The following is a 21,291-nucleotide window of genomic DNA, read 5'->3' as shown; positions in this document are numbered from 1 at the left end:
ATGGCGCAGTTGAGGCCTGTTTTGCTGGTTGAGGATAATCCGAATGACGTGGAGCTTACGCTAGCGGCACTGGAGAAAAGTCGACTGGCCAACCCGGTCGTGGTGGCGCGTGACGGGGTGGAGGCGCTGGACCACCTGTTCCGGCGCAGCAACGCGGAGCCGGAATGCGCTGGCACGGTGCTTCTCCCCGCAGTGGTGCTGCTCGACATCAAGCTGCCTCTGGTGGATGGGCTAGAGGTGCTGGAGCGCATCAAGGGAGACCCGCTGACCAGGCATGTGCCCGTGGTCATGCTCACCTCGTCGCGCGAGGAGCAGGACCTCATCCGCAGCTACGGCCTCGGCGTCAACGCCTTCGTGGTGAAGCCCGTGGGCCACCGCGATTTCTTCGAAGCCATCCGGGACATCGGGGCCTTCTGGGCCGTGCTCAACGAGCCGCACCCTGATCCGGACGGGGCCGTCTCGGGGTTGGGCGTTGGCGCCAACCTGTGAAATTTCCTTGCACCTCGCCGTCGCCCGAGGACCGCTGCCATATCCTGCATCTCGAGGATAACCCAGTCGACGCCGACTTGATCGATGCGTACCTTGCGCGCATGGGCTTCTCCTACACCGTCCATGTCGTGGCGACGCGAGGCGCCTACGTCGCCGCACTGGCGAAAGGCGTCTTCGATCTAATCCTGGCCGACTTCGAGCTGCCCGATTTTGACGGTTTCACGGCTTTGACGCTCGCGCGCGAACTGGCACCCAACACGCCCTTTATCTTCGTCTCAGGCACCTTGGGCGAGGAGACAGCAGTCAAGGCGGTCAAAGGCGGTGCTACTGACTACGTGGTCAAGCAACGCCTGGCGCGGCTGCCGGTCGCCGTTGAACGCGCCGTCATCGAAGCGCGGGCTCGAGTCGAGCACCGCGAGTCACGGGTGGCGCTGCACAAAAGTGAGCAGCGGTACCGCATGCTGTTCGAGGCGATCGACGAAGGCTTTTGCATCGTCGAGGTACTTTTCGGCGCAGATGGGCGCGCCTATGACTACCGCTTCCTCGAGATCAATCCCGCCTTCGAGCGCCTGACTGGAATGCGCCAGGCTGCGGGCAAGACGATGCGCGAATTCGCGCCGGCGCATGAGGATCATTGGTTCGAGATCTACGGCCGTGTCGCGCTCAACGGCGAATCGGTCCGCTTCGAGAACCGTGCCGCTAATCTCGACGGACGATGGTACGACGTTTATGCCTTCCGCGTCGGCGAGCCCGAGCAACGGCACGTCGCAATCCTCTTCAATGATATCACGAAGCGAAAGGCCGCCGAGGAACGGCAGGCCTTGCTTTCGCGCGAGGTTGACCACCGAGCGAAGAACGCGCTGGCCGTGGTGCAGTCGATGCTGCGGCTGACCCGCGCGGCGGATATGTCGGACTACATCCGGACGGTCGAGGGTCGGGTCGCCGCACTGGCGCGAGCGCAGACGCTGCTGGCGCAGAGACGCTGGGCGCGCACGGATCTGGGCACCTTGTTGAAAGGGGAACTCATGCCCTTTCTCGACATGGGTCAGACGCGCGCGGCGTTGGACGGGCCAGAGGTCTTGCTGCCAGCGAGTGCGGTTCAGCCACTGGCCATGGCCGTGCACGAGCTGGGCACCAATGCGGTGAAGTACGGCGCGCTGTCATTGGCGGCCGGTCGCGTTTCCGTAATGTGGTGTGTCGAGCAGGAGCTCGATGCGCCGCTATTGCTGCGACTGCGCTGGACGGAAGAGGGCGGACCGCCTGTCACCGATGCGCCGACGCGGCACGGGTTCGGACAGCGAGTTTTGGACGGCACCGTACGCGTGCAACTCGGCGGCAAGGTGTCGCTCACCTGGGCGGTGACGGGCCTGGTCTGCGAGATCGCATTTTCACTCGGAGCGCCGACCGACCAAGCCGGCTCTGCGGCAGACGTCGCATCGAGAATCCGTAGCGTCGACACTCCGTGCATTTGATCCGGAAGGTTGATGCAAGGGCGGCCGCGTTGCAGGGATCGGCGGGACGAACGCAACAAGTCCACGCCGTCTGGGTTCGGCCGATACGGACGGAGATCGGGTGTCCCAAGTCCAACATACGCTTCGGAGCATGGATGACGACGTCCACCTCGGTCGCTGGTCCGTGCAGCAGCGCTGCCCGTCATCGATCACCGGCATTGTCACGTCGTTCGATGACCGGACGAGTTTGACCGCACGGCGCGGTTTGCCTGACCTCACGGTGTCAGCTGGGCACACGTCGCCTGCCGCCAGATCTGGAAAGCCTTGTGGCGCGAGCGGCGGTGCTGGTCGGCGGTCACCAAGTGACGCCGTGGACGGAAGTGGCCCTGAATCATCGCGTTCGCCGAGGAGGCACCGCGGGCCTTGCACGAGTGCCTTGACGCGTTGCATCCGGCGTTCTCGACGGCGCGTCGGCCCATGCGGCTTCTCGGCACGATTGTTCGGGTGACGGCTCGCCCGATGTCGCATGTCGGGCAGGACCTCGCGCTGTGCAACGCCGTAGCTGCGGAGCCCCTCCGCGACGATCTTGCAGGGGCTTGTACTTGAGGCCGGCCAGCAGGCGTCTGAGGCAGCGCTTGGCGGCTGCGATACTGCGGCGCTCCTGGACGAGGATGTCGAGCACGACACTGTGCTGATCCGCCGCACGCCAGGGGTAAAAAAGCTGGCCGTTGACCCTGGGCTCCGGCGGCCTCCCGCCAGGGTGGCCCAGCGACCTCACCCCGGGCAGAGCCGGAGCACGTGACAATGCCCGCGCGCGTGCTGACCGGCAGGGATGCCGACGACGGCTTGCAGGTCGGCCCCTTGCTCGACCCGATGGATGGGCCGGTGGCGTCCTTCACCGGCGACGGCGCCTTCGACCGGGACGATGCCGACGCCGAAGTCGCGGCGCGCCATCCCGGTGCGGCCGTGGTCGCGCCGCCGCGCGCGAACGCGGTGCCGGGCGAGCCCGCGGAGACCGCGCCGACGCAGCGCGACGCCCGCCTGCGACATATCGCCGAGCGCTGCCGGATGGGCTCGCAGCGGGCATCGGGGCATGGCCGGCGCGCCCTGGCGGAGGCCGATATCGCGCGTCGGAAGCGCGTCATCGGTGATGGAAGGCGCTTCCAGACGGACGGGCGGCAAAGGGCCGAGGTGGCCATCGCCGCCAGCGTGCCGAACCGAATGCTGGACCTGGGACGCCTGGAGTAGGTTCGGACCGCATGACCCGGAACGCGGGCTGGGCTCCATGCGTCCGATCCGCCGTTCCGTGCAACCGAGTGGCGTCGCAAAAGACCTTGCCATGGCTACCATCAGCATGCCCCCTCCCCCTGGCCGTAGATCGATCTGCAAGCACGCCCTAGACTGGACCAATGGGAGAGGGAACCATCGCCATGCCGCGCGAAATCCTGTTCAACGCCTTCGCCATGAACACGGTCGGGCATCTCTCTCCCGGGCAATGGCGCAATCCGCGCGACCGCAGCGGCGCCTACAATCGGCTGCGCACCTGGACCGACCTGGCCGTCACGCTGGAACGCGGACTGTTCGACGGGTTGTTCATTGCCGATGTGATCGGCGTGTACGACGTCTATGGCAGCGGCCCCGCCGGCGCGTTACGCAACGCGGCGCAATTGCCGATCAACGACCCGATGATGCTGGTCAGCGCCATGGCCCATGTCACGCGGCACCTGGGCTTCGGCGTGACGGCGAACCTGACCTGGACCTCGCCCTTCCTTCTCGCGCGCGCCTTCTCCACGCTGGATCACCTGACCGAGGGCCGCATCGGCTGGAACATCGTCACCGGCTACCTGGACAGCGGCGCCCGCGCGCATGGCCTCACCGGCCTGATCGCGCATGACGACCGCTACGCCATGGCCGAGGAGTACATGGAGGTCTGCTACAAGCTGTGGGAGGGCAGCTGGGAGGATGGCGCCGCGGTGCGTGACCCGGCCACCGGCGTCTTCGCCGACCCGGCGCGCGTGCACACGATCAAGCACGAGGGCAAGCACTACCGGCTGGACGCGATCCATTCCTGCGAACCCTCGCCGCAGCGCACGCCCTTGCTGTACCAGGCCGGCACCAGCGCCGCGGGGCGGGGCTTCGCGGCGAGGCACGCGGAGTGCGTCTTCGTCTCCGGCCCGAACGCCGAGGTGATCCAGCGCCGCACGCAGGAACTGCGCGCCGCCGTGGCCGAGGCCGGGCGCGATCCCGCCGGCCTCAAGGTGTTCAGCCTGCTGACCGTGATGGTGGCCGGCACCCGCAGCGAGGCCGAGGACCGCCATGCCGAGGCGCTGCGCCATGCGAGCCCCGAGGGTTCGCTGACGCTGATGGCAGGCTGGACCGGCCTCGACCTCTCCGGCTACGCGCTGGATCAGGAGATCCGCTACATCGAGAAGGAAGGCTACCGCACGATGCTGGAGAACATCACGCGCGCCGACCCGGACCGGGTCTGGACCGTGCGCGACGTGGCCGAGCATTGCGCCGTGGGCGCCATCGGCCCGGTGGTGGTGGGCGACGCCAAGGGCGCGGCCGATGCGGTGGAGGACTGGGTGGAGCGGACCGGCGTCGACGGGCTGAACCTGGCCTATGCCGTGCTGCCGGAGACCTTCGAGGCGATCGCCGACCATTTGGTGCCGGAGCTGCAACGGCGCGGGCGCTACAAGAACGCCTACGCGCCCGGCACGATGCGTGCCAAGCTGTACGGCCAGGACCGGCTGCAGGCGCCGCATCCTGCGGCGGGGTTCCGGGCGGGCTGACACGTCCGGCCGCATTGGGCGACCGTGCCCGTGGCCATCATGCGATGGCGCTCGGACGTCCGGGCTGGCCAGGAGTCGCGCGCACCCTCGCACTGGAGCTGCCAGGATGTCGGCTCACGTGCCGTGTGGGAGGCCCGCGAACCACGCAGCGTAAGGCGTCGTCCGCGCGAGATGCCTGTTGAGGTCGGCCGCATCATCATCCCACCAGACCGGCCCCCGCTCACCCAAGGCGACCTTTGCGGCATCCACCTGGGCACGCGCGGCTTCCCGGGCGGCATGGTCGCCAGCGCGCATGGCTTGCTGCTTCGCACGCCGTGCGGACATGAGTGCTGCCACCAACTCGGTGCGTCGCTCGTCGTCCAGGTTTGGATTTGAGCAGCGCCATAAGCGTCCACGTACGACGAAATACCGGCCGTCTGGTGTCACTGGATACTTCATGGTCCGTACAGCACGGTTAGGCCCTCGCCGGTCAACCCTGTGGCGCCAGCATAGTCACGCATGGCCCAACTATCACTGCTTGAAGCCGGCGACCTTGATCCCAGCAAGCGCCAGCAGGCGCGCCAGACTGTTCGGTCAGCGGTACGGGTGCGGCGCGGCGCGTTCATCGGGCGACCGCACAGCCGGTCCTGGACAGGGCACCTCCCCTTGCCTGGATCGACTCGAATGCGAAGTCTCGCTCCAGCCTGATCGCGCCGTCACGGCTGAGCTCAAGCCCGGCGACCAGCGTGCTGGCCAGCGTCGCCCGCCACGGCCGCCGAGAGGTGGGACCCGGCCCCGCTGCCGCGGGCAGGAAGGCCTCCAGCGCCGCGCCCTGCGGCAGCCCCGCCAGCATCCGCCGCATCTGCGCCAGCGCGTCCGGCACCCGCCGGAGCGGCGGCGGGTTGGGGCGGCAGACCCGCTCGCGCGCCGGCAGCTTCAGCAGGGTCAGGCGGGCCCGCAGCGGCGCGGCGAGATCCGCCGCCGGTGGCGCGTCGGCCGCGGGCTCGCCCCGTGCAAGGATCTCCCGGCCGAGCTGCGGCCGGCGTTCGAGCCAGTCGGTCAGGCGTCGTGCCACGTCGCGGTCGGCCAGGCGCCGCCGCAGCCCGGCGGCCTTGGCCTGGGCGGCGTCGTCGGGCAGCGCCGGCATTTGGTCCATCATCGGCGGCGCAGCCCGCCCAGCGCCAGGACGATGCGCAGCTTCGCCCAGAGGCTCGGCCGGTGGCCCCAGAGGCTGGTGACGCTGATCGCCGCGGGCTCCTGCGGGGCGACGAATGCCGCCGCGCCGGCGCCGATCTCGATGTCGAAGCCGGACGGCGCGGCGGCGTGGAAGGAGGCGGTGCCGTCCGGCAGCGGGTGCTGGCCGAGGCCGAGGCGGATCGGCATCCCCGCCTGCTCCGCCTGGTCGTATAGCCGGGCGGCCTCGGCGACCGAGGGTGCCTCGGACATGAGGTGGTTCAGCCGCCGCCGGCCAGGCACGTTCGGCACCGCCAGCGCATGGTGCCACGTTGCGCTGCCCAGGAAGCCGCCCTCCAACGCCAGTTGGCCGAGCGTCGTCGCCAGCCGCACATGCAGCGCGAAGCCGATCGCCTCGAGGTGAGAAGCGGGCCGTCTCGCCCGGCGCCGCATCCGCCAGCGCCACATGGCCGATCGGCCAGCCGGCGGCCTCCGGCGCTGGGCCCGGCAGCATCAACTCCAATGCATTGCCTGCCGGGTCGGCAGCGCGGAAGGCCTGGCGGGGCCAGTGCCGTGCCGGCGGTCCAGCATGGCGGCGAAGGCGCAGGATCCGTCCAGCCGAGACCGAGCGCGATCAGGTCGTCGTGCTTCTCCTCGCGCAGCCGCCGCACGCCGCGGACAGCCTGAACGCCCCGACGCAGAAGTCAGAGGGGATGGGCAATCACAATCCATGCGGCTGCTGACACGCAATTATATAATTTTCCAAGGCATGTGCTGGCCGGCACAGCGGCCGCCGGAGCCGCGCCGGACACTCCCGCCACGCGTCGCGGACCGGCGACGCGCTGACCTCCCGTCAGCTGCCGTCGGTCCCGCCCCGCTGCGCCAGCATCGCCCGTCCCGGACCGGGGCGTGCGGCGCCGGCCAGGAGGGCGTGTCGCCGAGGAGACCATCATGCAGGCGCAATTTCGCCCCCCTTCCCCACCCTGTCCGGCCTGGCGCCGCGCTGCCGCCACCCTGCTGGCCGGCCTGGCCGTCACCCCGCTGGCCGCCGCACCGGCCATGGCGCACATCAAGTGGTTCGAGCCCTATGATGTCTCGCAGGCGCCGATGCCGATCGCCGAGCTGATGTCGCAACGCTACCTGCTGGTGATGGCCGGCTTCGCGTTGCTGGTGGCCGGCGGCTTCCTGCTCGACCGGCTGGTGGCCCCGGCGCGCTGGGTCACCACCGCCCTGGCCCGGCACGATTCGGTCGAGGCGCTGCTGCGCGCGGCGCTGGGCGCCTTCTTCGTCGCCCTCTTCACCATGGGCGGCATCATCCTGACCCCAGAGTTGCGGACCGGCGCCGACTGGCCGGCCTGGCTGCAGCTCGGCATCGCGGCCAGCCTGTTCTCGGCACGCAGCTGCTTCCTCGGCGGGATCGGGATCCTGCTGCTCTATGGCTACGGCATCGCGCTCTATGGCGCCTTCCACCTGGCGGACTACCCGATCTTCCTCGGCCTTGCCGCCTACCTGATCTTGACCTCCTGCCGTAGCGCGCGGCTGCGCGAACTGCGCATGCCGATCCTCTACGTCACCTTTTGCGTCAGCATGATGTGGGGCGCGCTCGAGAAATGGGCCTACCCGCAATGGACCTATCCGCTCCTGGCAGAGCGGCCTTACCTCGCCTTCGGCTTCCAGGCGGAGGAGATCATGGTGCTGGCCGGCTTCGTCGAGTTCGCGCTGGCCTTCTACATCCTGACCGGGCTCGGGCTGCTGCGGCTCGGGATCGGCGCCCTTTGCCTCATCTTCGTCGCGGCGGTCGTCGACTTCGGCAAGATGGACGCCATCGGCCACCTGCCGCTGATCGCGGCCATGATGGCGATGTTCCTGCACGGGCCAACCCGGCTGCACCATGCGCTGCACGATGCCGGGCGCGGAATGCTGGCCGAGGCACGTCGCTCCGGCGCCTTGTTCCTCGGCGCCGTCGGAGTGTTCTTCTTCGCGTATTACGGGTTGCAGCACACCGAGCTGCGGAGCGAGCCGACGGGACACCGCGTTGCGGCCCTCGCCGCACCCGACAAGATCCGCTGACGCGCGGGGAGCCGGCGCCATGCCGACTTCGCCCCGCATGCGCGCCGCCGCCGCCCTGGTCGCGGCGGCTGCCGCCCTGGGCTCCGGTGCCGGGCTGATCGCGGCCGGGCTGGCCCTGACACGGGACACGCCGGCCGTGGACGCCGCGGCTGCGGCGCGCGGCGCGGCTGGCCATGCCGCGCTCTGTATGGGGTGCCACGGAGTGCCGGGCGGGCCGGCGCCGCCACTCGATGCCGCGGGCCATGCCTGGCGGCACTCGGATGCGCAGCTCGCGCGAATCATCGCCCTGGGCATCGGCGAGGCCGGAGGAAAGGACGCCGCGATGCCAGGCTTCGCCGCGCAGCTTGGTCGCAACGGCATCGCCGACCAGATTGCCTACCTGAAAAGCCGGTGGCCGGCCGAGCTACGGCGGCGTCAGGCGGTGCTCAATCCGGGCGGCGAGGCGGAATTGCGGGCGTTGCTGGCGGACCCATCCAGGACCTTGCCCGGCGACTGCCTGCCGGGGCCGCCCTGATGTGGCTGGCCATGCCCCGAATGGCATTGATGTCGCATCGAAAGCTTTTCCCATGGCACCCGAAGGGCGGGTTATGGCGGTGGATTGCTGCCGCCCAGTCAGCTTTGCGAGTTGCCGGCACGGCAGGATCGCCCTTCGGGAGCTCTTGGAAAAAGGTTCAGACGCGGCCTTCCTCCGCGAGATGATTGGCTTCGCTGCCCAGCGGCCGATGGCGTTGGAGACCGATGGTCTGTGCGGCGCCGCCCATGGCGAGCGCAGCGCCGAGCGGCTGAACCAGCGCAACGGCTGCCGCGAGCGCGACTGGCAGACCCGGGCCGGGACGGTCGAACGACGGCTCCCGAAGCTCCGGCGGGGCTCCTACTGTCCCGGAGCCCCGCAAGACCGCCAGAAGGCGCTGACCGCGGTGATCCGGGAGGCCTATGTCCAGGGCATCTCGACCCGCTCGTTCGACGACCTGGTCCGTGCCATGGGCCTGCAGGGCGTCTCCAAGAGCCAGGTCTGCCGCCCCTGCGCCGAGATCGATGGACGGGTCGGCGACTTCCTCCCCCGGCCGATCGAGGGCGACCGGCCGTACCTGTGGCTCGACGGTTCTGGGAGATGTTGAACCAGGCCGTGCAGGACGAGCCGACCGAGGCGCTCGATCCCACGACGCCCGGCTTCCGGACACCGGTCGACATCCGGGAAGGCAAGCCCTTCGCACCGGGTCAGCGGATGAAGCGGATCTTGACCGAAGCGGCGGCGGTGGGAGACGCGACAGGGCGGACGCTGTTCTCCCGCAACCGCGAGAAGGAGGCGCTGTCCTTCGACGATGGCAAGCGGAAGCGCCCGTTCATCGGTGGCTACAAGTTCGAATGGCAGCCCGGTGTCGCCAACCTCACCGGCAGCGCGATGTATTTCTTCGCGGCCACCGGCGTCACGCCGGCGATGGACACCCAGATCGTCGGCGAGGGCTCGGCCTATCCCTGGACCGCGACGGATGCCGACGACAACCCGCTGGATGGCGGCAAAAGGTACCAGCTCCACCTGCCGCCAGATATTCCGGTCAAGACCTTCTGGTCGGTGATCGTCTACGATGCGCAGACCCGGCCGATGGTGCGGACCGAGGCGCGTTTCCCGAGCGTGAGCAGGCAGAACAGCGCGGTGCAGACGAATCCCGACGGCCCCGTGGACGTCTATTTCGGCCCGAAGGCGCCGGCCGGGCGCGAGAGCGGCTGGGGGCAGACCACCCCCGGCATGTGGTGGTCCATCATCCTGCGCCTCTACGGCCCGCTGGAGCCGTGGCTCAAGCAGCAGTGGCGGCCCGACGACATCGTGCCGCAGCCGTGAGCCGCCGGCGCGACGCGCCACGGCCGAAGCCCAAGGGCCCCGAGGGCCTTTCGGCCCTTGGCGGGTGGGGTTTGGGGGTCGCGGCACTGCCGCGACCGGTGCCCTCCCCAACCTCCCGTCACTCCGCCGCCGGCGCCACCTTGTCCTGCGTCTTCGTCTCGAAGTCGCTCGCCTCGTGCCGTTCGTGCAGCTGGCTCGAAGGCTCCCCCTGCACCCGGTTCACCATCCGCCCGCGCTGCGCCGCCGGCCTTGCATGGATCGCGTCCGCCCAGCGGTTGACGTGCCTGTAGCTCCCCACGTCGAGGAATTCCGCCGCGCCGTAGAGCCAGCCCTTCACCAGCCCGCCATACCAGGGCCAGACCGCGATGTCGGCGATCGTGTACTCCGCCCCGCCGAGGTATTCGCTTTCGGCCAGCCGGCGGTCGAGCACGTCGAGCTGCCGCTTGGTCTCCATGGCGAAGCGGTCGATCGGGTATTCCCACTTGGTCGGGGCATAGGCGTAGAAATGCCCGAAGCCGCCGCCGAGATAGGGCGCGCTGCCCATCTGCCAGAAGAGCCAGGACAGCACCTCGGCCCGTGGGGCGGGGTCCTTCGGCAGGAAGGCGCCGAATTTCTCGGCCAGGTGCATCAGGATGGCGCCCGATTCGAAGACCCGGATCGGGGTCGGCCCGGACCGGTCGAGCAGCGCGGGGATCTTGGAATTCGGGTTGATGCCGACGAAGCCGGAGCCGAACTGGTCGCCCTCCCCGATCCTGATCAGCCAGGCATCGTATTCGGCGCCGCTGTGGCCGGCGGCCAGCAGCTCCTCCAGCATCACCGTCACCTTCACGCCGTTCGGCGTGCCGAGCGAGTAGAGCTGGAGGGGATGGCGGCCGACCGGCAGTTCCTTGTCGTGCGTGGCGCCGGCGATGGGGCGGTTGATGTTGGCAAAGCGGCCGCCGCTGGCCTTGTTCCAGGTCCAGACCTTGGGGGGGACGTAGTCTTCGGTCATGGGCGATGCTCCCTTGGGTGGGTTCCTGGCATAGGATGGGGCCGCGGCGGCGGAAGCGACACCCCTCCCGCGGCGCGGGCTGCGCGGGCATGCTCCGGGCCTCGCTGCCGGAGCCCTTCGCATGACCTGGTCCATCGTCGCCCATGACCCCGGGACGGGGGCCTTCGCGGTCGCCGTCTCCACCTGCAACTTCGCGGTCGGGGCGAGCTGCCCCTTCGTGCGGTCGGGGGTGGGGGCGGTGTCCACCCAGTCCTTCACCAACCGCTACCTGGCGCCGGCGATCCTCGATGCGCTGGAGCGCGGGCTGGGCCCGGCCGATGCCATCCAGGCGGCGCTGGTGGGGGACAAGGGCGCCGGCATCCGCCAGGTGCATGTGGTGGACCGGCACGGCCGCAGCGCGGCATGGACCGGGGCGAATTGCGTGGAATGGTGCGGCGACAGCCCGCAGCAGGGCTTCTCGGTCGCCGGCAACATGCTGGCCGGGCCGGCAGTGGTGGCGGATACCGTGGCCGCCTATGCCGCCGGGGCCAGCCTCGACGTGCCGGAGCGCCTGATGGCGGCGATGGAGGCCGGCCAGGCCGCCGGCGGCGACAAGCGCGGTCGGCAGTCGGCGGCAATGCTGCTGACCACGACCGAGGATTTCCCCGACCTCAACCTTCGCGTCGACGACCATGCCGAGCCGCTGCCCGAGCTGCGCCGGATGCTGGGTATCTGGCGGATCATGCGGGCGCCGAGCCTGCACGAGGCGCCGCGCAAGGCCGACCCGTCCGGGTATTGCGACATCGACGCGATCGAGGCGGGCTGGATCGCCCGCGGCGTGACCCTTCGCTTCAGGCGTTAATGTCGAGCGCGTGAGTTCTCGTTTCGTTTAGTGTAGCGGGCATGAGACTTCAGGTTGCGAATACAAATTATTGTATTCAATCTTGGAGAGAAACATGCCCGTCCTCGATGGCACCGCCGGTACCGATACCCTGCGCGGCACCGCCGACCACGACCAGATTCACGGCGACGGGCTGGACGGGCCGTATGCGGCGATCTTCCCCGGCCCGGCCGGCGGCCCGGCGCCGCTGGGCAACCTGATCGTCGCCGGCGCGGACGACGACACGGTGCTGGCCGATACCGGCTTCACCGATGCGACGCAGCTGCAGGTCCGCAGCGTCATCGCCGGCGCCGATACGCGGATGGAGATCCATCTGCCGGGCAGCGGCAGCCTCGGCGTCGACGCGGTGATCACCCTGCTCGGCCAGCGCCACCTCACTGCCCAGGATGTCATCTTCGCCTGAGTGGCACGGCCCTGGCATGCTGGGCCGCAGCAGCCGGGGGAACAGCGACGATGGCGAAGACCGAGAAGGGCCGCAGCCTGATCCGCGGCGGGCTCCTGGCGGATGCGGCGACCCGCCGCGCCGCGCCGGCCGATATCCTCATCGAGGACGGCATCATCCGCGCCGTCGGCACCGGCTTGGCCGCGCCGCCGGATGCCCGGGTGGAGGACGCGACCGGGCTGCTGCTGCATCCTGGCCTGATCAACGCCCATACCCACGGCCATGGCGGCCTGGCGCGCGGCCTGGCGGATACCTGGACGCTGGAGCTGCTGCTGGCCGCGGCGCCCTGGATGGGCGGCGGGCGGAGCCTCGCCGACAAGAAGCTCTCGACCCAGCTGGTCGCCGCCGAGATGGCGCTGAAGGGCGTCACCGCCGCCTACGACCTCTCGGCCGAGGCGCCGATGCCGACGCGGGACGGCATGGACGCCATGGCGGAAGCCTATGCCGAGGTCGGCCTGCGCGCGGTGATCGCGCCCATGGTCGCCGACCGCACGGTCTGGGAGGCGGTGCCCGGCCTGCGCGACGCGCTGCCCGATGCGCTGCGCGCCCAGGTGGACGCCACCCGCCCTGCCCCGGGCGACGCGACGCTCGCCGCCATGCGCGACATCCTGCAGCACTGGCGCTGGGGGACGGCGGATATCCGCGCGGCGCTGGCGCCGACCATCCCGCTGCATTGCGCCGACGCGTTCCTCTGCGGCTGCGGCGCGCTGGCCAGGGAATTCGGCGCGCCGATGCAGAGCCATGTCGGCGAGAGCAAGCTGCAGGCGCTCGCCGGGATGCAGCGCTACGGCCGCACGCTGGTGGCGCATCTCGATGCGCTCGGCCTGGTCGGCCCCGGATTCTCGGCGGCGCACGGCATCTGGCTGACCGACGACGACCTGGCGCTGCTGGCGGCGAAGGGGGCAGCGATCGCCCACAACCCGGGCAGCAACATGCGCCTGGGCAACGGGATGTTCCGGCTGCGCCGGGCGCTCGACCTCGGGGTCACCGTCGGGATCGGCACCGACGGCGTCTCCTCCTCCGACACCTCCAACATGTACGAGGCGATGCGCGCCGCCTTCCAGCTCGCCGCGGTGCAGGGGCCGGACCCGGCCGCGTGGGTCAGCGCCGAGGAGGTCTGGCGCGCCGGCACCGAAGGCTCGGCCAGGGCGCTGGGCTTCGCCGATATCGGCGCCATCGCGCCGGGGATGAAGGCCGACATCGTCTTCCTCGACCTGGCCCATCCCAACTGGATGCCGCTGAACGGCACGGTGAACCAGCTGGTCCATACCGAGGACGCCAATGCCCTGCGCCACGTCATGGTCGGCGGCGGCTTCATCGTCCGCGACCGCCGTCTGCTGACCGTGGACCTGGCGAAGCTGGCCCGCGAAGCCGAGGCGGCGCGGGCGCGGCTGGAGGCGCTGAATGCCGAGAGGCGCGGCCTGTTCGACCTGCTGGAACCCGTGGTCCGCAGCTTCTGCCCGGCCTTCGCCCGGCAGCCCTATGCGGTGCGCCGCTACCTCTGCGACTAGAGTGCGATCGTCCGAGGTGGAGTCGCCGCAGGACGTGCATCACAGGAAACGATAAGAGCCCGGAGCCTGTCAGGCGCTTCTATCGGCGCGTGACAGGCTCCGGGGCGGATCGCGGCGGGGCCTGAAGGCCCGGCTGCGTCGATCCGTCCTGGGACCGAGACGCCACGGCGGTGCGGCGTTCCCCGCCGCACGCAAACCGGCGGCGCGCCTCGGCTCGCTGTCCGGGTGGCGGCCCTGGTCCGCGGAACCGGCTCGGGGCCGCGCATGACGCCTGCGGATGGCGTCGATCAGGCGGTGAAGGCGAAGTCGTCCGCCGCGAAGGACGCCTTGGCCACGCCCTCGAACAGCACGGCGTTGCCGCCGCCGAGATCGAGCAGGGTGCCCTGGGCCGTATCGGTGATGCGGGCCAGCACCTCGGCGACGCCGTCCAGATCGGGATTGCCCGCGGGCAGCACCATGATGTCCTCGTCCCTGAAGTCGGTGATCCGGTCCTGGCCGTTGCCGCCGCGGAGGATGAAGCGATCGGGGCCGTTGCCGCCGGGCAGGATGTCGTTGCCGCCGAGCCCGTCGAGCGTGTCGAGCCCGTTGTCGCCGGAGAGCCGGTCATCGCCGCCCGCGCCGACCAGGAGATCCCGGCCGTTGCCGCCGGCGCGCACCACCGGCTCGTCCCGCGCCGCCACCTGGATGCTGGCCGTCGCGGTGCGGGTCACGCCCGCCGCGTCGGCGATCGTGCAGGCGAAGCTGTCGGTGCCGTTGAAATCCGCGGCCGGGCTATAGGTGAAGGCGCCGTCGGGGTTCAGCACGACGCTCCCGCCGCCGGGCTGGGTATAGCCGGCGATGCCGAGGACATCCCCGTCAGGGGCGCTGTCGTTGGCGAGCACGCCCGCCGCCGCGGCGATGCTGAGCGGCGTGTCCTCCACCCCGGCGGTGCTGTCGTCCTGCGCGCCGGACGCGTCGTTCTCCGGCGTGACCGTCACCGCGACGGTGCCGGTGAGGGTGGGATGGCCGGGCTGAATGAGTTCGGCCCGCTCCGGCGCGGCCGGATGCCGAGCTCGCCGGATCGTGCAGGTCCGCCGCGACGCTACGATCGGGCTTGAATCCCGCCCCGAGTTCTTGATACGTTCCCGTCGCGCCAGCCAGGCGCGGAGGGACATCCAATGACCACGCAGGAGATCGCCGAGGCATTCGCCGCGCTCTGCAAGGCGGGGAAGTTCGAGGAGGCGGGCGAGCGCTTCTGGTCCGACGACGTCGTCAGCATCGAGCCCATGGCCGGCGAGATGGCCGTGCTGCGGGGCAAGGCCGCGGTCAGGGGCAAGGGCGACTGGTGGTACGCCAACCATGACATACACTCGGCCGAGGCCCATGGCCCCTATGTCAACGGCGACCAGTTCGCATTGCGCTTCCTGCTCGACGTGACGCAGAAGGCCAATGGCCAGCGCATGCAGATGGAGGAGGTCGGCCTCTACACCGTGCGCGACGGCCGCGTGGTGGAGGAGAAGTTCTACTTCCGCATGGGCTGATGCTGGCACGGGGCTGGCTAGGTGGGGCCGTCCCGCCGGAGCCCGCGCCATGCCGACCCGCCGCCACTTGCTCGCCTTGCCGGCGCTCCTGCTGCCGCATCGCCAGGCCCGGGCCGCCTGGGTGCCCGACCGGCCGCTGCGGATGGTCGCCCCCTTCCCGCCCGGCGGCGCCTCCGACCTCGTCGCCCGCATGGTGGTCGAGGAGGTCGGCCAGGCGCTCGGCCAGCCCATGCAGGTGGAGAACCGCTCCGGCGCCGGCGGCGCGCTGGGCACGGATGCCGTGGTGCGAGCCCGGCCGGACGGGCTGACCCTGCTGATGGGCAGCCAGGCGACGCATGCCACCAACCCGGCGCTGCAGACCCTGGGCTACGACCCGACGGTCGACCTGGCCGTGGTAGCCGGCGTCTGCGGCGTGCCGGCGGTGCTGGTGGTGCACCCATCGGTGCCGGCCACGACCATCGCGGAACTGGTCGCGCTGGCCCGCACCCGGCCGGGCGGCATCCGCTATGGCTCGGCCGGCATCGGCGCCTCCACCCATCTCGCCGCGGCGCTCTTCGCCCATATCGCGGGCATCGAATTGACCCATGTGCCCTATCGCGGCACCGCGCCGGCGACGCAGGACCTGCTGGCCGGGCGGATCGAGATGATCACCGACACGCTGCCGACGTCCCTGCCGCATATCCAGGCTGGGCGGCTCCGGGCGCTGGGCGTCTCCACCACCGCCCGTTCGCCCAGCCTGCCCGCGGTGCCGACCATCGCCGAGGCCGGGGTCACGGGCTACGAGGCGCTGAACTGGTACGCGGCCTATGCGCCGGCCGCGACGCCCGAGCCGGCGCTCGCCCGCCTGCACGAGGCCTTCGCCGAGGCCGTCGCCCGGCCGCGCTTCCAGGCCCGGCTGGCGCAGCAGGGCATGCTGCCCCTGCCCGGCAGCCGGGCGGAGATCGCCGCCTATGCCGCGGCCGACCGGCAACGCTGGACCGCGCTGGTGCTTGCGGCGAACATCAGGCCCGACTGACGCAAAGGCCGCCGCCATGCCCGAATTCGTCGATCTCTCGCGCGAGATCTTCCACCGCACCCAGACCCATCCAAGCCACCCGCCCGCCGTGGTGACGGTCTGGGGCGACCATTCCGAGAAGAAGGTCGCGGGCAGGACCACCTTCACCAGCAAGGCGCTGTACCTGTCGATGAGCGACCATGCCGGCACCCATGTCGACGCGCCGGTGCATTTCGACCCGCGGCCGGAGGCACTGTCGATCGACCAGGTGCCGCTCGAGAACTTCTTCACCTCCGGCATCTGCCTCGATCTCAGCCATGTGCCGCTGAAGCATTCGATCTCGGTGCCGGAGATGGAGGCGGCGCTGGCCGCATCGGGCCAGGAGATCCGGCCGCGCGACACCGTGCTGTTGCACATGGCGACCAACGACCGGCTGCTCGGCAAGCCGGGCTACCTGCACGACTTCCCCGGGCTCGCGCTGGAATCGGTGCACTGGCTGGCCGACCGCGGCATCGGGATGTTCGGCGTGGAGGCGATCAGCCCGGCGCCGGAAGGCGAGCCCAACTTCCTCGCCCACATGGCCTGCGCCGAGCGCGGCATCACCCACATGGAATGCCTGGCGAACCTCGATAGGCTGCTCGGCCGTGGGCGGTTCACCTTCATCGGCTTCCCGCTGAAGATCAAAGGCGGCACGGCGAGCCCGATCCGGGCGGTGGCGATGTTCGGGTGAGAGGCAGCAAGGCCAGGGAGGAAGTATCCTCCCTGGACCCACCTCTATTTTTGTGGGTTGGCACGCGCCGCGCGGCGTTGGGGAGGGAATGCATCTCCCTCCCCAATCTTCCTTGGCACAGGCGTTGCAGCGCCGCGGCCCATGCACGCCCTGCCCCGCCGCGCCCTGCTCGCCGCCCTCGCCTTGCCCGCCACAGCCCGGGCACAAGCCTGGCCGGACCGCCCGGTCCGCTGGATCGTCAACTTCCCGCCCGGCGGCGCGGCGGACACGCTCTCCCGCGCCCTCGGTGAGGCCATCGGCAACAGGCTTGGCCAGCCCATCGTCATCGAGAACCGGCCCGGCGCCGGCGGGCTGGTTGGCGCCGACCTGGTCGCCAAGGCGCGCAACGACACGCATGTGGTCATCATGTCGAATGCCGCCTCGCACGGCATCGGCCCGGTGCTCTACCCCAGCATGCCCTACGACTCGCTGGCGGATTTCACCCACATCGCCCTGGTCGGCACCTTCGCCAGCGTGCTGGTGGTGAACCCGGGCGTGCCGGCGAAGGACCTCGCCGAATTCCTCGCCTCGGCGCGGGCGCGGCCGGGTGGCCTGGCCTATGGCACCGGCGGCAACGGCACGATGAACCACCTGGTCGGGCAGTTGCTGGCCCGCGCCGCGGGGGTGGAGCTGACCCATGTGCCCTATCGCGGCTCGGCGCCGGCCTTGGCGGATGCGATCGGCGGGCAGATCCCGGCGGTGATGGAAAGCCTGCCGATCGCCCTGCCGCATTTGCGTGGCGGCCGGCTGCGGGCGCTGGGCACGTCGGAGGCGACGCGCGACGCGGCGCTGCCGGAGGTGCCGACCTTCGCCGAAGCCGGCTTCCCGGCGGCGCGGAGCACCAACTGGTTCGGCTTCTCGGCCGCCGCCGGCATCCCGCCCGAGATCGCCGCCCGCTGGAGCACGGCGATCGCCGAGGCGCTGGCCGATGCGAAGCTGCGCGAACGCTTCGCGGGCATCGGCGTGGTGCCGGGGCGCCTGGATGCCACCGCCTACACCGCGCTGATCGCCGCCGAGCTTGCCCGCTGGCGCGAGGTGATCCGCACGGCCGGCATCCGGCCGGACTGACGGCGCGGCCATGCCCGGAGCATCGGACCCGCCGCGCGCCTCCGATGCCCCGCCGCGGCCGCTGCACAGGGATCCCGCCCCGACACCAGGGCCGGGCCCGGCGGCGGCCGGCGAGGACGCGGAGGCGCGCGGCATCGCCCGCGCGCTGCGGCATGCGATGATCGCCGAGGCAAACCGGCTGGGGCCCCTGCCGGCCACGCTCATCAACACCGCGGACCTGCACAACCCGGTTGCCCGCCGCCGCTTCCTGCGGCGCCTGCGCGAGGCCAAGCCGGCCATCTTCCACGCCAGCGACCGCACCACCGGGGGGAAGGTACGGATCGAGGCGGTCTGGTTCGACATCGCCACCGGACCGCCGCTCCGGCCGGGCATCGCCGCCATGCTGTGGCGGTCGGGCACGCGGCACGGCCGGGTCTTCGCCTCCTGGGGCGTCGGCATGGCCTTCTCGCACCATGCCCAGGAACGCGCGGTGCGGCGCCTCGGCGCCAGGACGGTGCAGCAACAGTCGCAGGTGCTGCACACCGCCTGGCGGTACTTCGCCGCATGCCTCAATACCCTGCAGCGCCACGGCCGCGCGGAGGGCGACTGCGCCGACCTGCTCGGCCGCTCCTACCTGGTTCCCTGCTTCGCCGTGGCGGGAGGACGCAAGGGGCTGGCGGTGATCGACTGGGAGAGTTTCGTGCTGCCCCGGATCGTCACGGTCCTCGATTCCGACCAGCTCCGCCCGGAGCAGGAGGCGGTATTCGGGCGCTTCCTGCCGGACGGCGGATGCCCGCCGCTGAGCGACCTCGGGATCCCCGACTGGGACGGGGACTGACCGCGTCGCCGCCGGGCGCCCCGCCTGCGCGACAGCGGCCGGACCGCGGCTACTTCCCGGGCCCGGTCGCCCGTGCCAGCCAGCCGGCGAGCCAATCGGCGATCTCCAGGCTGTTGTTGTCCTGCATGAGCATATGGGAATTGCCCTTGATGCCCATCTCCGGCAGCACCACGACCTCGACCTTGCCGCCGGCCGCATTGGCCGCCGCGGCGAAGTCGCGACAGCCCTTCAGCCGCGGCGTCCAGCGCGGCGCGAGTTCGACGTAGTCGCCCCACAGCACCAGGACCGGCAGGCCCTTGTAGGGCGTCATGTCGCCGGTCGCCGCGGGGCAGGCACCCGGCTCGATCGAGACGATGCCGGCGATCCCCGCCCGGTTCAGCGCCGCGGCCTGGAAGGGGTAGATGCCGGACTGCGAATGGCTGACCAGCACCGCGCCCTCCAGCTTCCGGGCGAGGTCCGAGAGCGCCGGCACGGTCGGGTTGGGCGTCGGCAGGCTGTTCAGCCAATCCGGCACCATCTGCTTCCAGAACTCGCCCTGCGCCTCCAGCGGGAAGCGCAGGCCGGGGAAGACCTGCGGGTATTCGGCGCCGAAGCGGAAGATCGCCCAGGCCCCCTCATGCGCCGCGGCGAAGACGGTGGGCAGCTCGTCCGCCGGGGCGCGGCCGGTGCGGACCCGGTTGATGCCGGCGATGCTGCCGGCCGAGCGCCCGCGCCAGGCCTGGTCGACGACATAGGTCGGGTGGCCGCGGCGGAGGAAGTATTCGTCCCAGCCCATGCGGCCGTCGGGCGTCGTCTCCCAGGTCTTGCCGGTGAGGCAGCAGCCATGCACCAGCACCAGCGGCCGTCCGGTCGCGGCGGCGGGCACCTGGTAGCGGACATACATCTGGTCGACCGTGACGGTGCCGCTGGACGCATAGGCCGGCAGGGTCGAGAGCGCGTCGGAGGCGACCTCCCGCCCGCCGATGAAGAAGCTGCCCTGCCTGGCGATGGTCAGCGGGCCTTCGGGTTGCGCCGCGGCCGGCAGGGCCAGCAGCAGCAGGGCGGCGAGGGTCAGCAGCCTGCGCATGATACGTCTCCTCAACCCGGCTCGATGCCGACCTCGCGCGCGCGCTCGCCGAGTTCCTTGATCTGGCCGGCGAGGAAGGTCCGGAACCACTCCGGCTCGGTCGGCTTCGGGACGTAGCCGAGCTTGGCCACGCGCTCGGCGAATTCGGCGCTGCCCAGCGCCTTGTTCATCGCCGCGTTGGCCCGCGCGACCACCGGCGCCGGCGTGCCGGCGGGCACCCCCATGCCGAACCAGAAGCGGAAGCCGTAGCCGGGCAGGACGGAGCCGACCGGCGGAATCTCCGGCAGCAGCGCGAACGGCTCCGGCTGGGTGATGCCAAGGGCGCGGACGCGGCCGTCCTTCATCTGCGGCACGCCGGCCGGGATGTCGGTGAAGGTGCAGTCGATGCGTCCGGCGATGATGTCGGTCAGCGCCTCCGGCCCGCCGCGGTAGGGGATGCCGGTCATCTCGATTCCGGCCATGCGGGCCAGGGTGGCGGTGGCGATATGGGCGCTCTGGTTGCCGTAGCTGAAGGTCAGCGCGCCGGGCTTCTCCTTCGCCAGGGCGATCAGGCCCGCGAGGTCGCGCGCCGGGTGCTCGGTGCGGACCACCAGGATATAGGCGGTCTCGGCGAGGAAGCCGATCGGCGTGAAGTCGCGCAGCGGGTCGTAGGGCAGCTTGCGGACCACATAGGGGGCCAGCGCCCCGTTGGTGACGCTCAGCACGCACCAGGTATGGCCATCCGTGCCGGCCCGGGCGGCGCTCTCGGTGCCGATCACGCCGTTGCCGCCGGGCCGGTTCTCGATGATCACCGGCTGGCCGAGCTCGCGTGCCAGCGGCTCCGACAGGTGCCGCATCAACGTGTCGGTGACGCTGCCGGCCGGGAAAGCGACGACGATGCGGATGGGGCGGTCCGGCCAGGCGGGCTGTGCCAGGGCCGGCATTGCCAGCAGTGCCGGCGCGGCGAGAATGGCGCGGCGGCCGATGATGCCCGACATGGCGTTTTCCTCCGTTCTGATTGGGGCGGACACTCCCCCACCGCCGGTCGGCTGGCAAGGTGGCCGCGACATGGCGGCGCCGGATCGGCTAGAACGCCTCCGAGTAGAGGACCAGCCGCCATGCCCGAGGACGACGACGCCTATGTCTATGACGAGGCCACCGGGGAATGGCGACCGGCGGGTGAGGTCGCCGCCGCAGCACCCGCCGCGCCCGTCCCGGGCCGGGTCCGCGACGCCGCCGGTAGCATCCTGGCCGATGGCGATTCCGTCACCGTCATCAAGGACCTGAAGGTGAAGGGCGCCAACCAGACCCTGAAGCAGGGCACGGTCATCCGCTCGATCCGGCTGACCGACAACGCCGAGGAGATCGACTGCCGCCACGAGAGCATCAAGGGCCTCGTCCTGCGCACCGAATTCGTCCGCAAGCGCTGAACCCACAAAAAGCGAAGGGGGACCGGGGCA

General features: G+C 70.7%; 24 protein-coding genes and 1 pseudogene. 18 read left to right on the top strand and 7 right to left on the bottom strand.

What is annotated here, in order from left to right; translation table 11 throughout:
• Together ACFQS7_RS05985 and ACFQS7_RS05980 are read left to right on the top strand one after the other, a co-directional pair.
• Complete coding sequence (locus tag ACFQS7_RS05985) at positions 1 to 489, top strand: response regulator (RefSeq protein WP_380066104.1); 489 nt, start codon at positions 1 to 3, stop codon at positions 487 to 489.
• Complete coding sequence (locus ACFQS7_RS05980; RefSeq protein WP_380066103.1) at positions 486 to 1,961, top strand: HWE histidine kinase domain-containing protein; 1,476 nt, start codon at positions 486 to 488, stop codon at positions 1,959 to 1,961. The genes ACFQS7_RS05985 and ACFQS7_RS05980 overlap by 4 nt, the downstream gene beginning before the upstream one ends.
• A gap of 370 nt (positions 1,962 to 2,331) precedes the next feature.
• On the opposite strand, the gene ACFQS7_RS05975 is transcribed toward ACFQS7_RS05980, so the two are convergent.
• Positions 2,332 to 2,718 (bottom strand): DDE-type integrase/transposase/recombinase, encoded by a 387-nt coding sequence (locus tag ACFQS7_RS05975; protein WP_380066102.1) that lies wholly within the window; start codon positions 2,716 to 2,718, stop codon positions 2,332 to 2,334.
• A gap of 26 nt (positions 2,719 to 2,744) precedes the next feature.
• On the opposite strand from ACFQS7_RS05975, the gene ACFQS7_RS05970 reads away from it, so the two are divergent.
• The 3 genes from ACFQS7_RS05970 (at position 2,745) to ACFQS7_RS05960 (ending at position 5,107) form a co-directional block, all read left to right on the top strand.
• On the top strand, positions 2,745 to 3,188 hold the full coding sequence (locus ACFQS7_RS05970) for a hypothetical protein (protein WP_380066101.1): 444 nt from the start codon (positions 2,745 to 2,747) through the stop codon (positions 3,186 to 3,188).
• Between the two features lie 182 nt (positions 3,189 to 3,370).
• The gene (locus ACFQS7_RS05965) at positions 3,371 to 4,732 is read left to right on the top strand and encodes an LLM class flavin-dependent oxidoreductase (protein ID WP_380066100.1); all 1,362 of its coding nucleotides are present in this window, start codon (positions 3,371 to 3,373) and stop codon (positions 4,730 to 4,732) included.
• A 171-nt stretch (positions 4,733 to 4,903) separates the two neighbouring features.
• Positions 4,904 to 5,107, top strand: coding sequence for a hypothetical protein (locus ACFQS7_RS05960; protein WP_380066099.1), 204 nt, complete (start codon positions 4,904 to 4,906; stop codon positions 5,105 to 5,107).
• Positions 5,108 to 5,333: 226 nt separating this feature from the next.
• On the opposite strand, the gene ACFQS7_RS05955 is transcribed toward ACFQS7_RS05960, so the two are convergent.
• Both ACFQS7_RS05955 and ACFQS7_RS05950 read right to left on the bottom strand, forming a co-directional pair.
• Complete coding sequence (locus tag ACFQS7_RS05955) at positions 5,334 to 5,858, bottom strand: hypothetical protein (RefSeq protein ID WP_380066098.1); 525 nt, start codon at positions 5,856 to 5,858, stop codon at positions 5,334 to 5,336.
• Between the two features lie 8 nt (positions 5,859 to 5,866).
• Positions 5,867 to 6,352: a VOC family protein gene (locus tag ACFQS7_RS05950; RefSeq protein WP_380066097.1), complete on the bottom strand. Its 486-nt coding sequence runs from the start codon at positions 6,350 to 6,352 to the stop codon at positions 5,867 to 5,869.
• Positions 6,353 to 6,835: 483 nt separating this feature from the next.
• Here ACFQS7_RS05950 and ACFQS7_RS05945 point away from each other — a divergent pair, with 483 nt between their 5' ends.
• The 4 genes and pseudogenes from ACFQS7_RS05945 (at position 6,836) to ACFQS7_RS05930 (ending at position 9,794) form a co-directional block, all read left to right on the top strand.
• Entirely contained in the window at positions 6,836 to 7,954 is a 1,119-nt protein-coding gene (locus ACFQS7_RS05945) for a hypothetical protein (RefSeq protein ID WP_380066096.1), read from the top strand.
• 19 nt (positions 7,955 to 7,973) lie between these two features.
• On the top strand, positions 7,974 to 8,468 hold the full coding sequence (locus ACFQS7_RS05940; protein ID WP_380066095.1) for a c-type cytochrome: 495 nt from the start codon (positions 7,974 to 7,976) through the stop codon (positions 8,466 to 8,468).
• A 73-nt stretch (positions 8,469 to 8,541) separates the two neighbouring features.
• Positions 8,542 to 9,060 (top strand): annotated as a pseudogene (locus tag ACFQS7_RS05935) (transposase); the annotation flags it as partial.
• 8 nt (positions 9,061 to 9,068) lie between these two features.
• Positions 9,069 to 9,794: a DUF1214 domain-containing protein gene (locus ACFQS7_RS05930; protein WP_380066094.1), complete on the top strand. Its 726-nt coding sequence runs from the start codon at positions 9,069 to 9,071 to the stop codon at positions 9,792 to 9,794.
• Positions 9,795 to 9,912: 118 nt separating this feature from the next.
• Here ACFQS7_RS05930 and yghU read toward each other — a convergent pair whose 3' ends face one another.
• Positions 9,913 to 10,785: a glutathione-dependent disulfide-bond oxidoreductase gene (gene yghU / locus ACFQS7_RS05925; protein ID WP_380066093.1), complete on the bottom strand. Its 873-nt coding sequence runs from the start codon at positions 10,783 to 10,785 to the stop codon at positions 9,913 to 9,915.
• Positions 10,786 to 10,906: 121 nt separating this feature from the next.
• Between yghU and ACFQS7_RS05920 the strand changes: the two genes are divergently transcribed.
• The 3 genes from ACFQS7_RS05920 to ACFQS7_RS05910 all read left to right on the top strand — a co-directional run bounded on the left by ACFQS7_RS05920 (position 10,907) and on the right by ACFQS7_RS05910 (position 13,618).
• A complete protein-coding gene (locus ACFQS7_RS05920) occupies positions 10,907 to 11,626 on the top strand; it encodes a DUF1028 domain-containing protein (protein WP_380066092.1) in 720 nt (239 codons plus the stop codon).
• 94 nt (positions 11,627 to 11,720) lie between these two features.
• Positions 11,721 to 12,068 carry a hypothetical protein gene (locus ACFQS7_RS05915; protein ID WP_380066091.1) on the top strand — a complete coding sequence of 116 codons (348 nt, stop codon included), beginning with the start codon at positions 11,721 to 11,723 and terminating at the stop codon, positions 12,066 to 12,068.
• Between the two features lie 50 nt (positions 12,069 to 12,118).
• Positions 12,119 to 13,618, top strand: a complete 1,500-nt coding sequence (locus ACFQS7_RS05910; protein WP_380066090.1) for an amidohydrolase family protein — start codon at positions 12,119 to 12,121, stop codon at positions 13,616 to 13,618.
• A gap of 287 nt (positions 13,619 to 13,905) precedes the next feature.
• On the opposite strand, the gene ACFQS7_RS05905 is transcribed toward ACFQS7_RS05910, so the two are convergent.
• Positions 13,906 to 14,772, bottom strand: a complete 867-nt coding sequence (locus tag ACFQS7_RS05905) for an Ig-like domain-containing protein (protein ID WP_380066089.1) — start codon at positions 14,770 to 14,772, stop codon at positions 13,906 to 13,908.
• A 3-nt stretch (positions 14,773 to 14,775) separates the two neighbouring features.
• Here ACFQS7_RS05905 and ACFQS7_RS05900 point away from each other — a divergent pair, with 3 nt between their 5' ends.
• The 5 genes from ACFQS7_RS05900 to ACFQS7_RS05880 all read left to right on the top strand — a co-directional run bounded on the left by ACFQS7_RS05900 (position 14,776) and on the right by ACFQS7_RS05880 (position 18,786).
• Positions 14,776 to 15,138 (top strand): SnoaL-like domain-containing protein, encoded by a 363-nt coding sequence (locus ACFQS7_RS05900; RefSeq protein WP_380066088.1) that lies wholly within the window; start codon positions 14,776 to 14,778, stop codon positions 15,136 to 15,138.
• 49 nt (positions 15,139 to 15,187) lie between these two features.
• Entirely contained in the window at positions 15,188 to 16,153 is a 966-nt protein-coding gene (locus tag ACFQS7_RS05895; RefSeq protein ID WP_380066087.1) for a Bug family tripartite tricarboxylate transporter substrate binding protein, read from the top strand.
• A gap of 16 nt (positions 16,154 to 16,169) precedes the next feature.
• Positions 16,170 to 16,862: a cyclase family protein gene (locus ACFQS7_RS05890; RefSeq protein WP_380066086.1), complete on the top strand. Its 693-nt coding sequence runs from the start codon at positions 16,170 to 16,172 to the stop codon at positions 16,860 to 16,862.
• A 141-nt stretch (positions 16,863 to 17,003) separates the two neighbouring features.
• Positions 17,004 to 17,969, top strand: a complete 966-nt coding sequence (locus tag ACFQS7_RS05885; RefSeq protein ID WP_380066085.1) for a Bug family tripartite tricarboxylate transporter substrate binding protein — start codon at positions 17,004 to 17,006, stop codon at positions 17,967 to 17,969.
• Between the two features lie 10 nt (positions 17,970 to 17,979).
• A complete protein-coding gene (locus ACFQS7_RS05880; protein ID WP_380066084.1) occupies positions 17,980 to 18,786 on the top strand; it encodes a hypothetical protein in 807 nt (268 codons plus the stop codon).
• Between the two features lie 49 nt (positions 18,787 to 18,835).
• Here the strand turns inward: ACFQS7_RS05880 and ACFQS7_RS05875 are convergent, their stop codons facing one another.
• Positions 18,836 to 19,852, bottom strand: coding sequence for a hypothetical protein (locus tag ACFQS7_RS05875; protein ID WP_380066083.1), 1,017 nt, complete (start codon positions 19,850 to 19,852; stop codon positions 18,836 to 18,838).
• Positions 19,853 to 19,863: 11 nt separating this feature from the next.
• Complete coding sequence (locus ACFQS7_RS05870) at positions 19,864 to 20,829, bottom strand: Bug family tripartite tricarboxylate transporter substrate binding protein (RefSeq protein ID WP_380066082.1); 966 nt, start codon at positions 20,827 to 20,829, stop codon at positions 19,864 to 19,866.
• A 120-nt stretch (positions 20,830 to 20,949) separates the two neighbouring features.
• Between ACFQS7_RS05870 and ACFQS7_RS05865 the strand changes: the two genes are divergently transcribed.
• A complete protein-coding gene (locus tag ACFQS7_RS05865; RefSeq protein WP_380066081.1) occupies positions 20,950 to 21,261 on the top strand; it encodes an alkylphosphonate utilization protein in 312 nt (103 codons plus the stop codon).
• Positions 21,262 to 21,291: the final 30 nt, after the last annotated feature.

The organism is Dankookia sp. GCM10030260 (assembly GCF_042666655.1).
Classification (GTDB): Bacteria; Pseudomonadota; Alphaproteobacteria; order Acetobacterales; family Acetobacteraceae; genus Paracraurococcus.
The sequence above is the reverse complement of the archived record's forward strand: the minus strand, read 5'-3'. Positions and strand labels throughout refer to the sequence as shown.

Bases quoted from the DNA above. Each gene is read 5' to 3' on its own strand.
- ACFQS7_RS05985 (WP_380066104.1), top strand. From the start codon at position 1: ATGGCGCAGTTGAGGCCTGTTTTGCTGGTTGAGGATAATCCGAATGAC.
- ACFQS7_RS05970 (WP_380066101.1), top strand. From the start codon at position 2,745: ATGCCCGCGCGCGTGCTGACCGGCAGGGATGCCGACGACGGCTTGCAG.
- ACFQS7_RS05965 (WP_380066100.1), top strand. From the start codon at position 3,371: ATGCCGCGCGAAATCCTGTTCAACGCCTTCGCCATGAACACGGTCGGG.
- ACFQS7_RS05960 (WP_380066099.1), top strand. From the start codon at position 4,904: ATGCCTGTTGAGGTCGGCCGCATCATCATCCCACCAGACCGGCCCCCG.
- ACFQS7_RS05955 (WP_380066098.1), bottom strand. From the start codon at position 5,858: ATGCCGGCGCTGCCCGACGACGCCGCCCAGGCCAAGGCCGCCGGGCTG.
- ACFQS7_RS05950 (WP_380066097.1), bottom strand. From the start codon at position 6,352: ATGTGGCGCTGGCGGATGCGGCGCCGGGCGAGACGGCCCGCTTCTCAC.
- ACFQS7_RS05945 (WP_380066096.1), top strand. From the start codon at position 6,836: ATGCAGGCGCAATTTCGCCCCCCTTCCCCACCCTGTCCGGCCTGGCGC.
- ACFQS7_RS05940 (WP_380066095.1), top strand. From the start codon at position 7,974: ATGCCGACTTCGCCCCGCATGCGCGCCGCCGCCGCCCTGGTCGCGGCG.
- yghU (WP_380066093.1), bottom strand. From the start codon at position 10,785: ATGACCGAAGACTACGTCCCCCCCAAGGTCTGGACCTGGAACAAGGCC.
- ACFQS7_RS05920 (WP_380066092.1), top strand. From the start codon at position 10,907: ATGACCTGGTCCATCGTCGCCCATGACCCCGGGACGGGGGCCTTCGCG.
- ACFQS7_RS05915 (WP_380066091.1), top strand. From the start codon at position 11,721: ATGCCCGTCCTCGATGGCACCGCCGGTACCGATACCCTGCGCGGCACC.
- ACFQS7_RS05910 (WP_380066090.1), top strand. From the start codon at position 12,119: ATGGCGAAGACCGAGAAGGGCCGCAGCCTGATCCGCGGCGGGCTCCTG.
- ACFQS7_RS05905 (WP_380066089.1), bottom strand. From the start codon at position 14,772: ATGTCCCTCCGCGCCTGGCTGGCGCGACGGGAACGTATCAAGAACTCG.
- ACFQS7_RS05900 (WP_380066088.1), top strand. From the start codon at position 14,776: ATGACCACGCAGGAGATCGCCGAGGCATTCGCCGCGCTCTGCAAGGCG.
- ACFQS7_RS05895 (WP_380066087.1), top strand. From the start codon at position 15,188: ATGCCGACCCGCCGCCACTTGCTCGCCTTGCCGGCGCTCCTGCTGCCG.
- ACFQS7_RS05890 (WP_380066086.1), top strand. From the start codon at position 16,170: ATGCCCGAATTCGTCGATCTCTCGCGCGAGATCTTCCACCGCACCCAG.
- ACFQS7_RS05885 (WP_380066085.1), top strand. From the start codon at position 17,004: ATGCACGCCCTGCCCCGCCGCGCCCTGCTCGCCGCCCTCGCCTTGCCC.
- ACFQS7_RS05880 (WP_380066084.1), top strand. From the start codon at position 17,980: ATGCCCGGAGCATCGGACCCGCCGCGCGCCTCCGATGCCCCGCCGCGG.
- ACFQS7_RS05875 (WP_380066083.1), bottom strand. From the start codon at position 19,852: ATGCGCAGGCTGCTGACCCTCGCCGCCCTGCTGCTGCTGGCCCTGCCG.
- ACFQS7_RS05870 (WP_380066082.1), bottom strand. From the start codon at position 20,829: ATGTCGGGCATCATCGGCCGCCGCGCCATTCTCGCCGCGCCGGCACTG.
- ACFQS7_RS05865 (WP_380066081.1), top strand. From the start codon at position 20,950: ATGCCCGAGGACGACGACGCCTATGTCTATGACGAGGCCACCGGGGAA.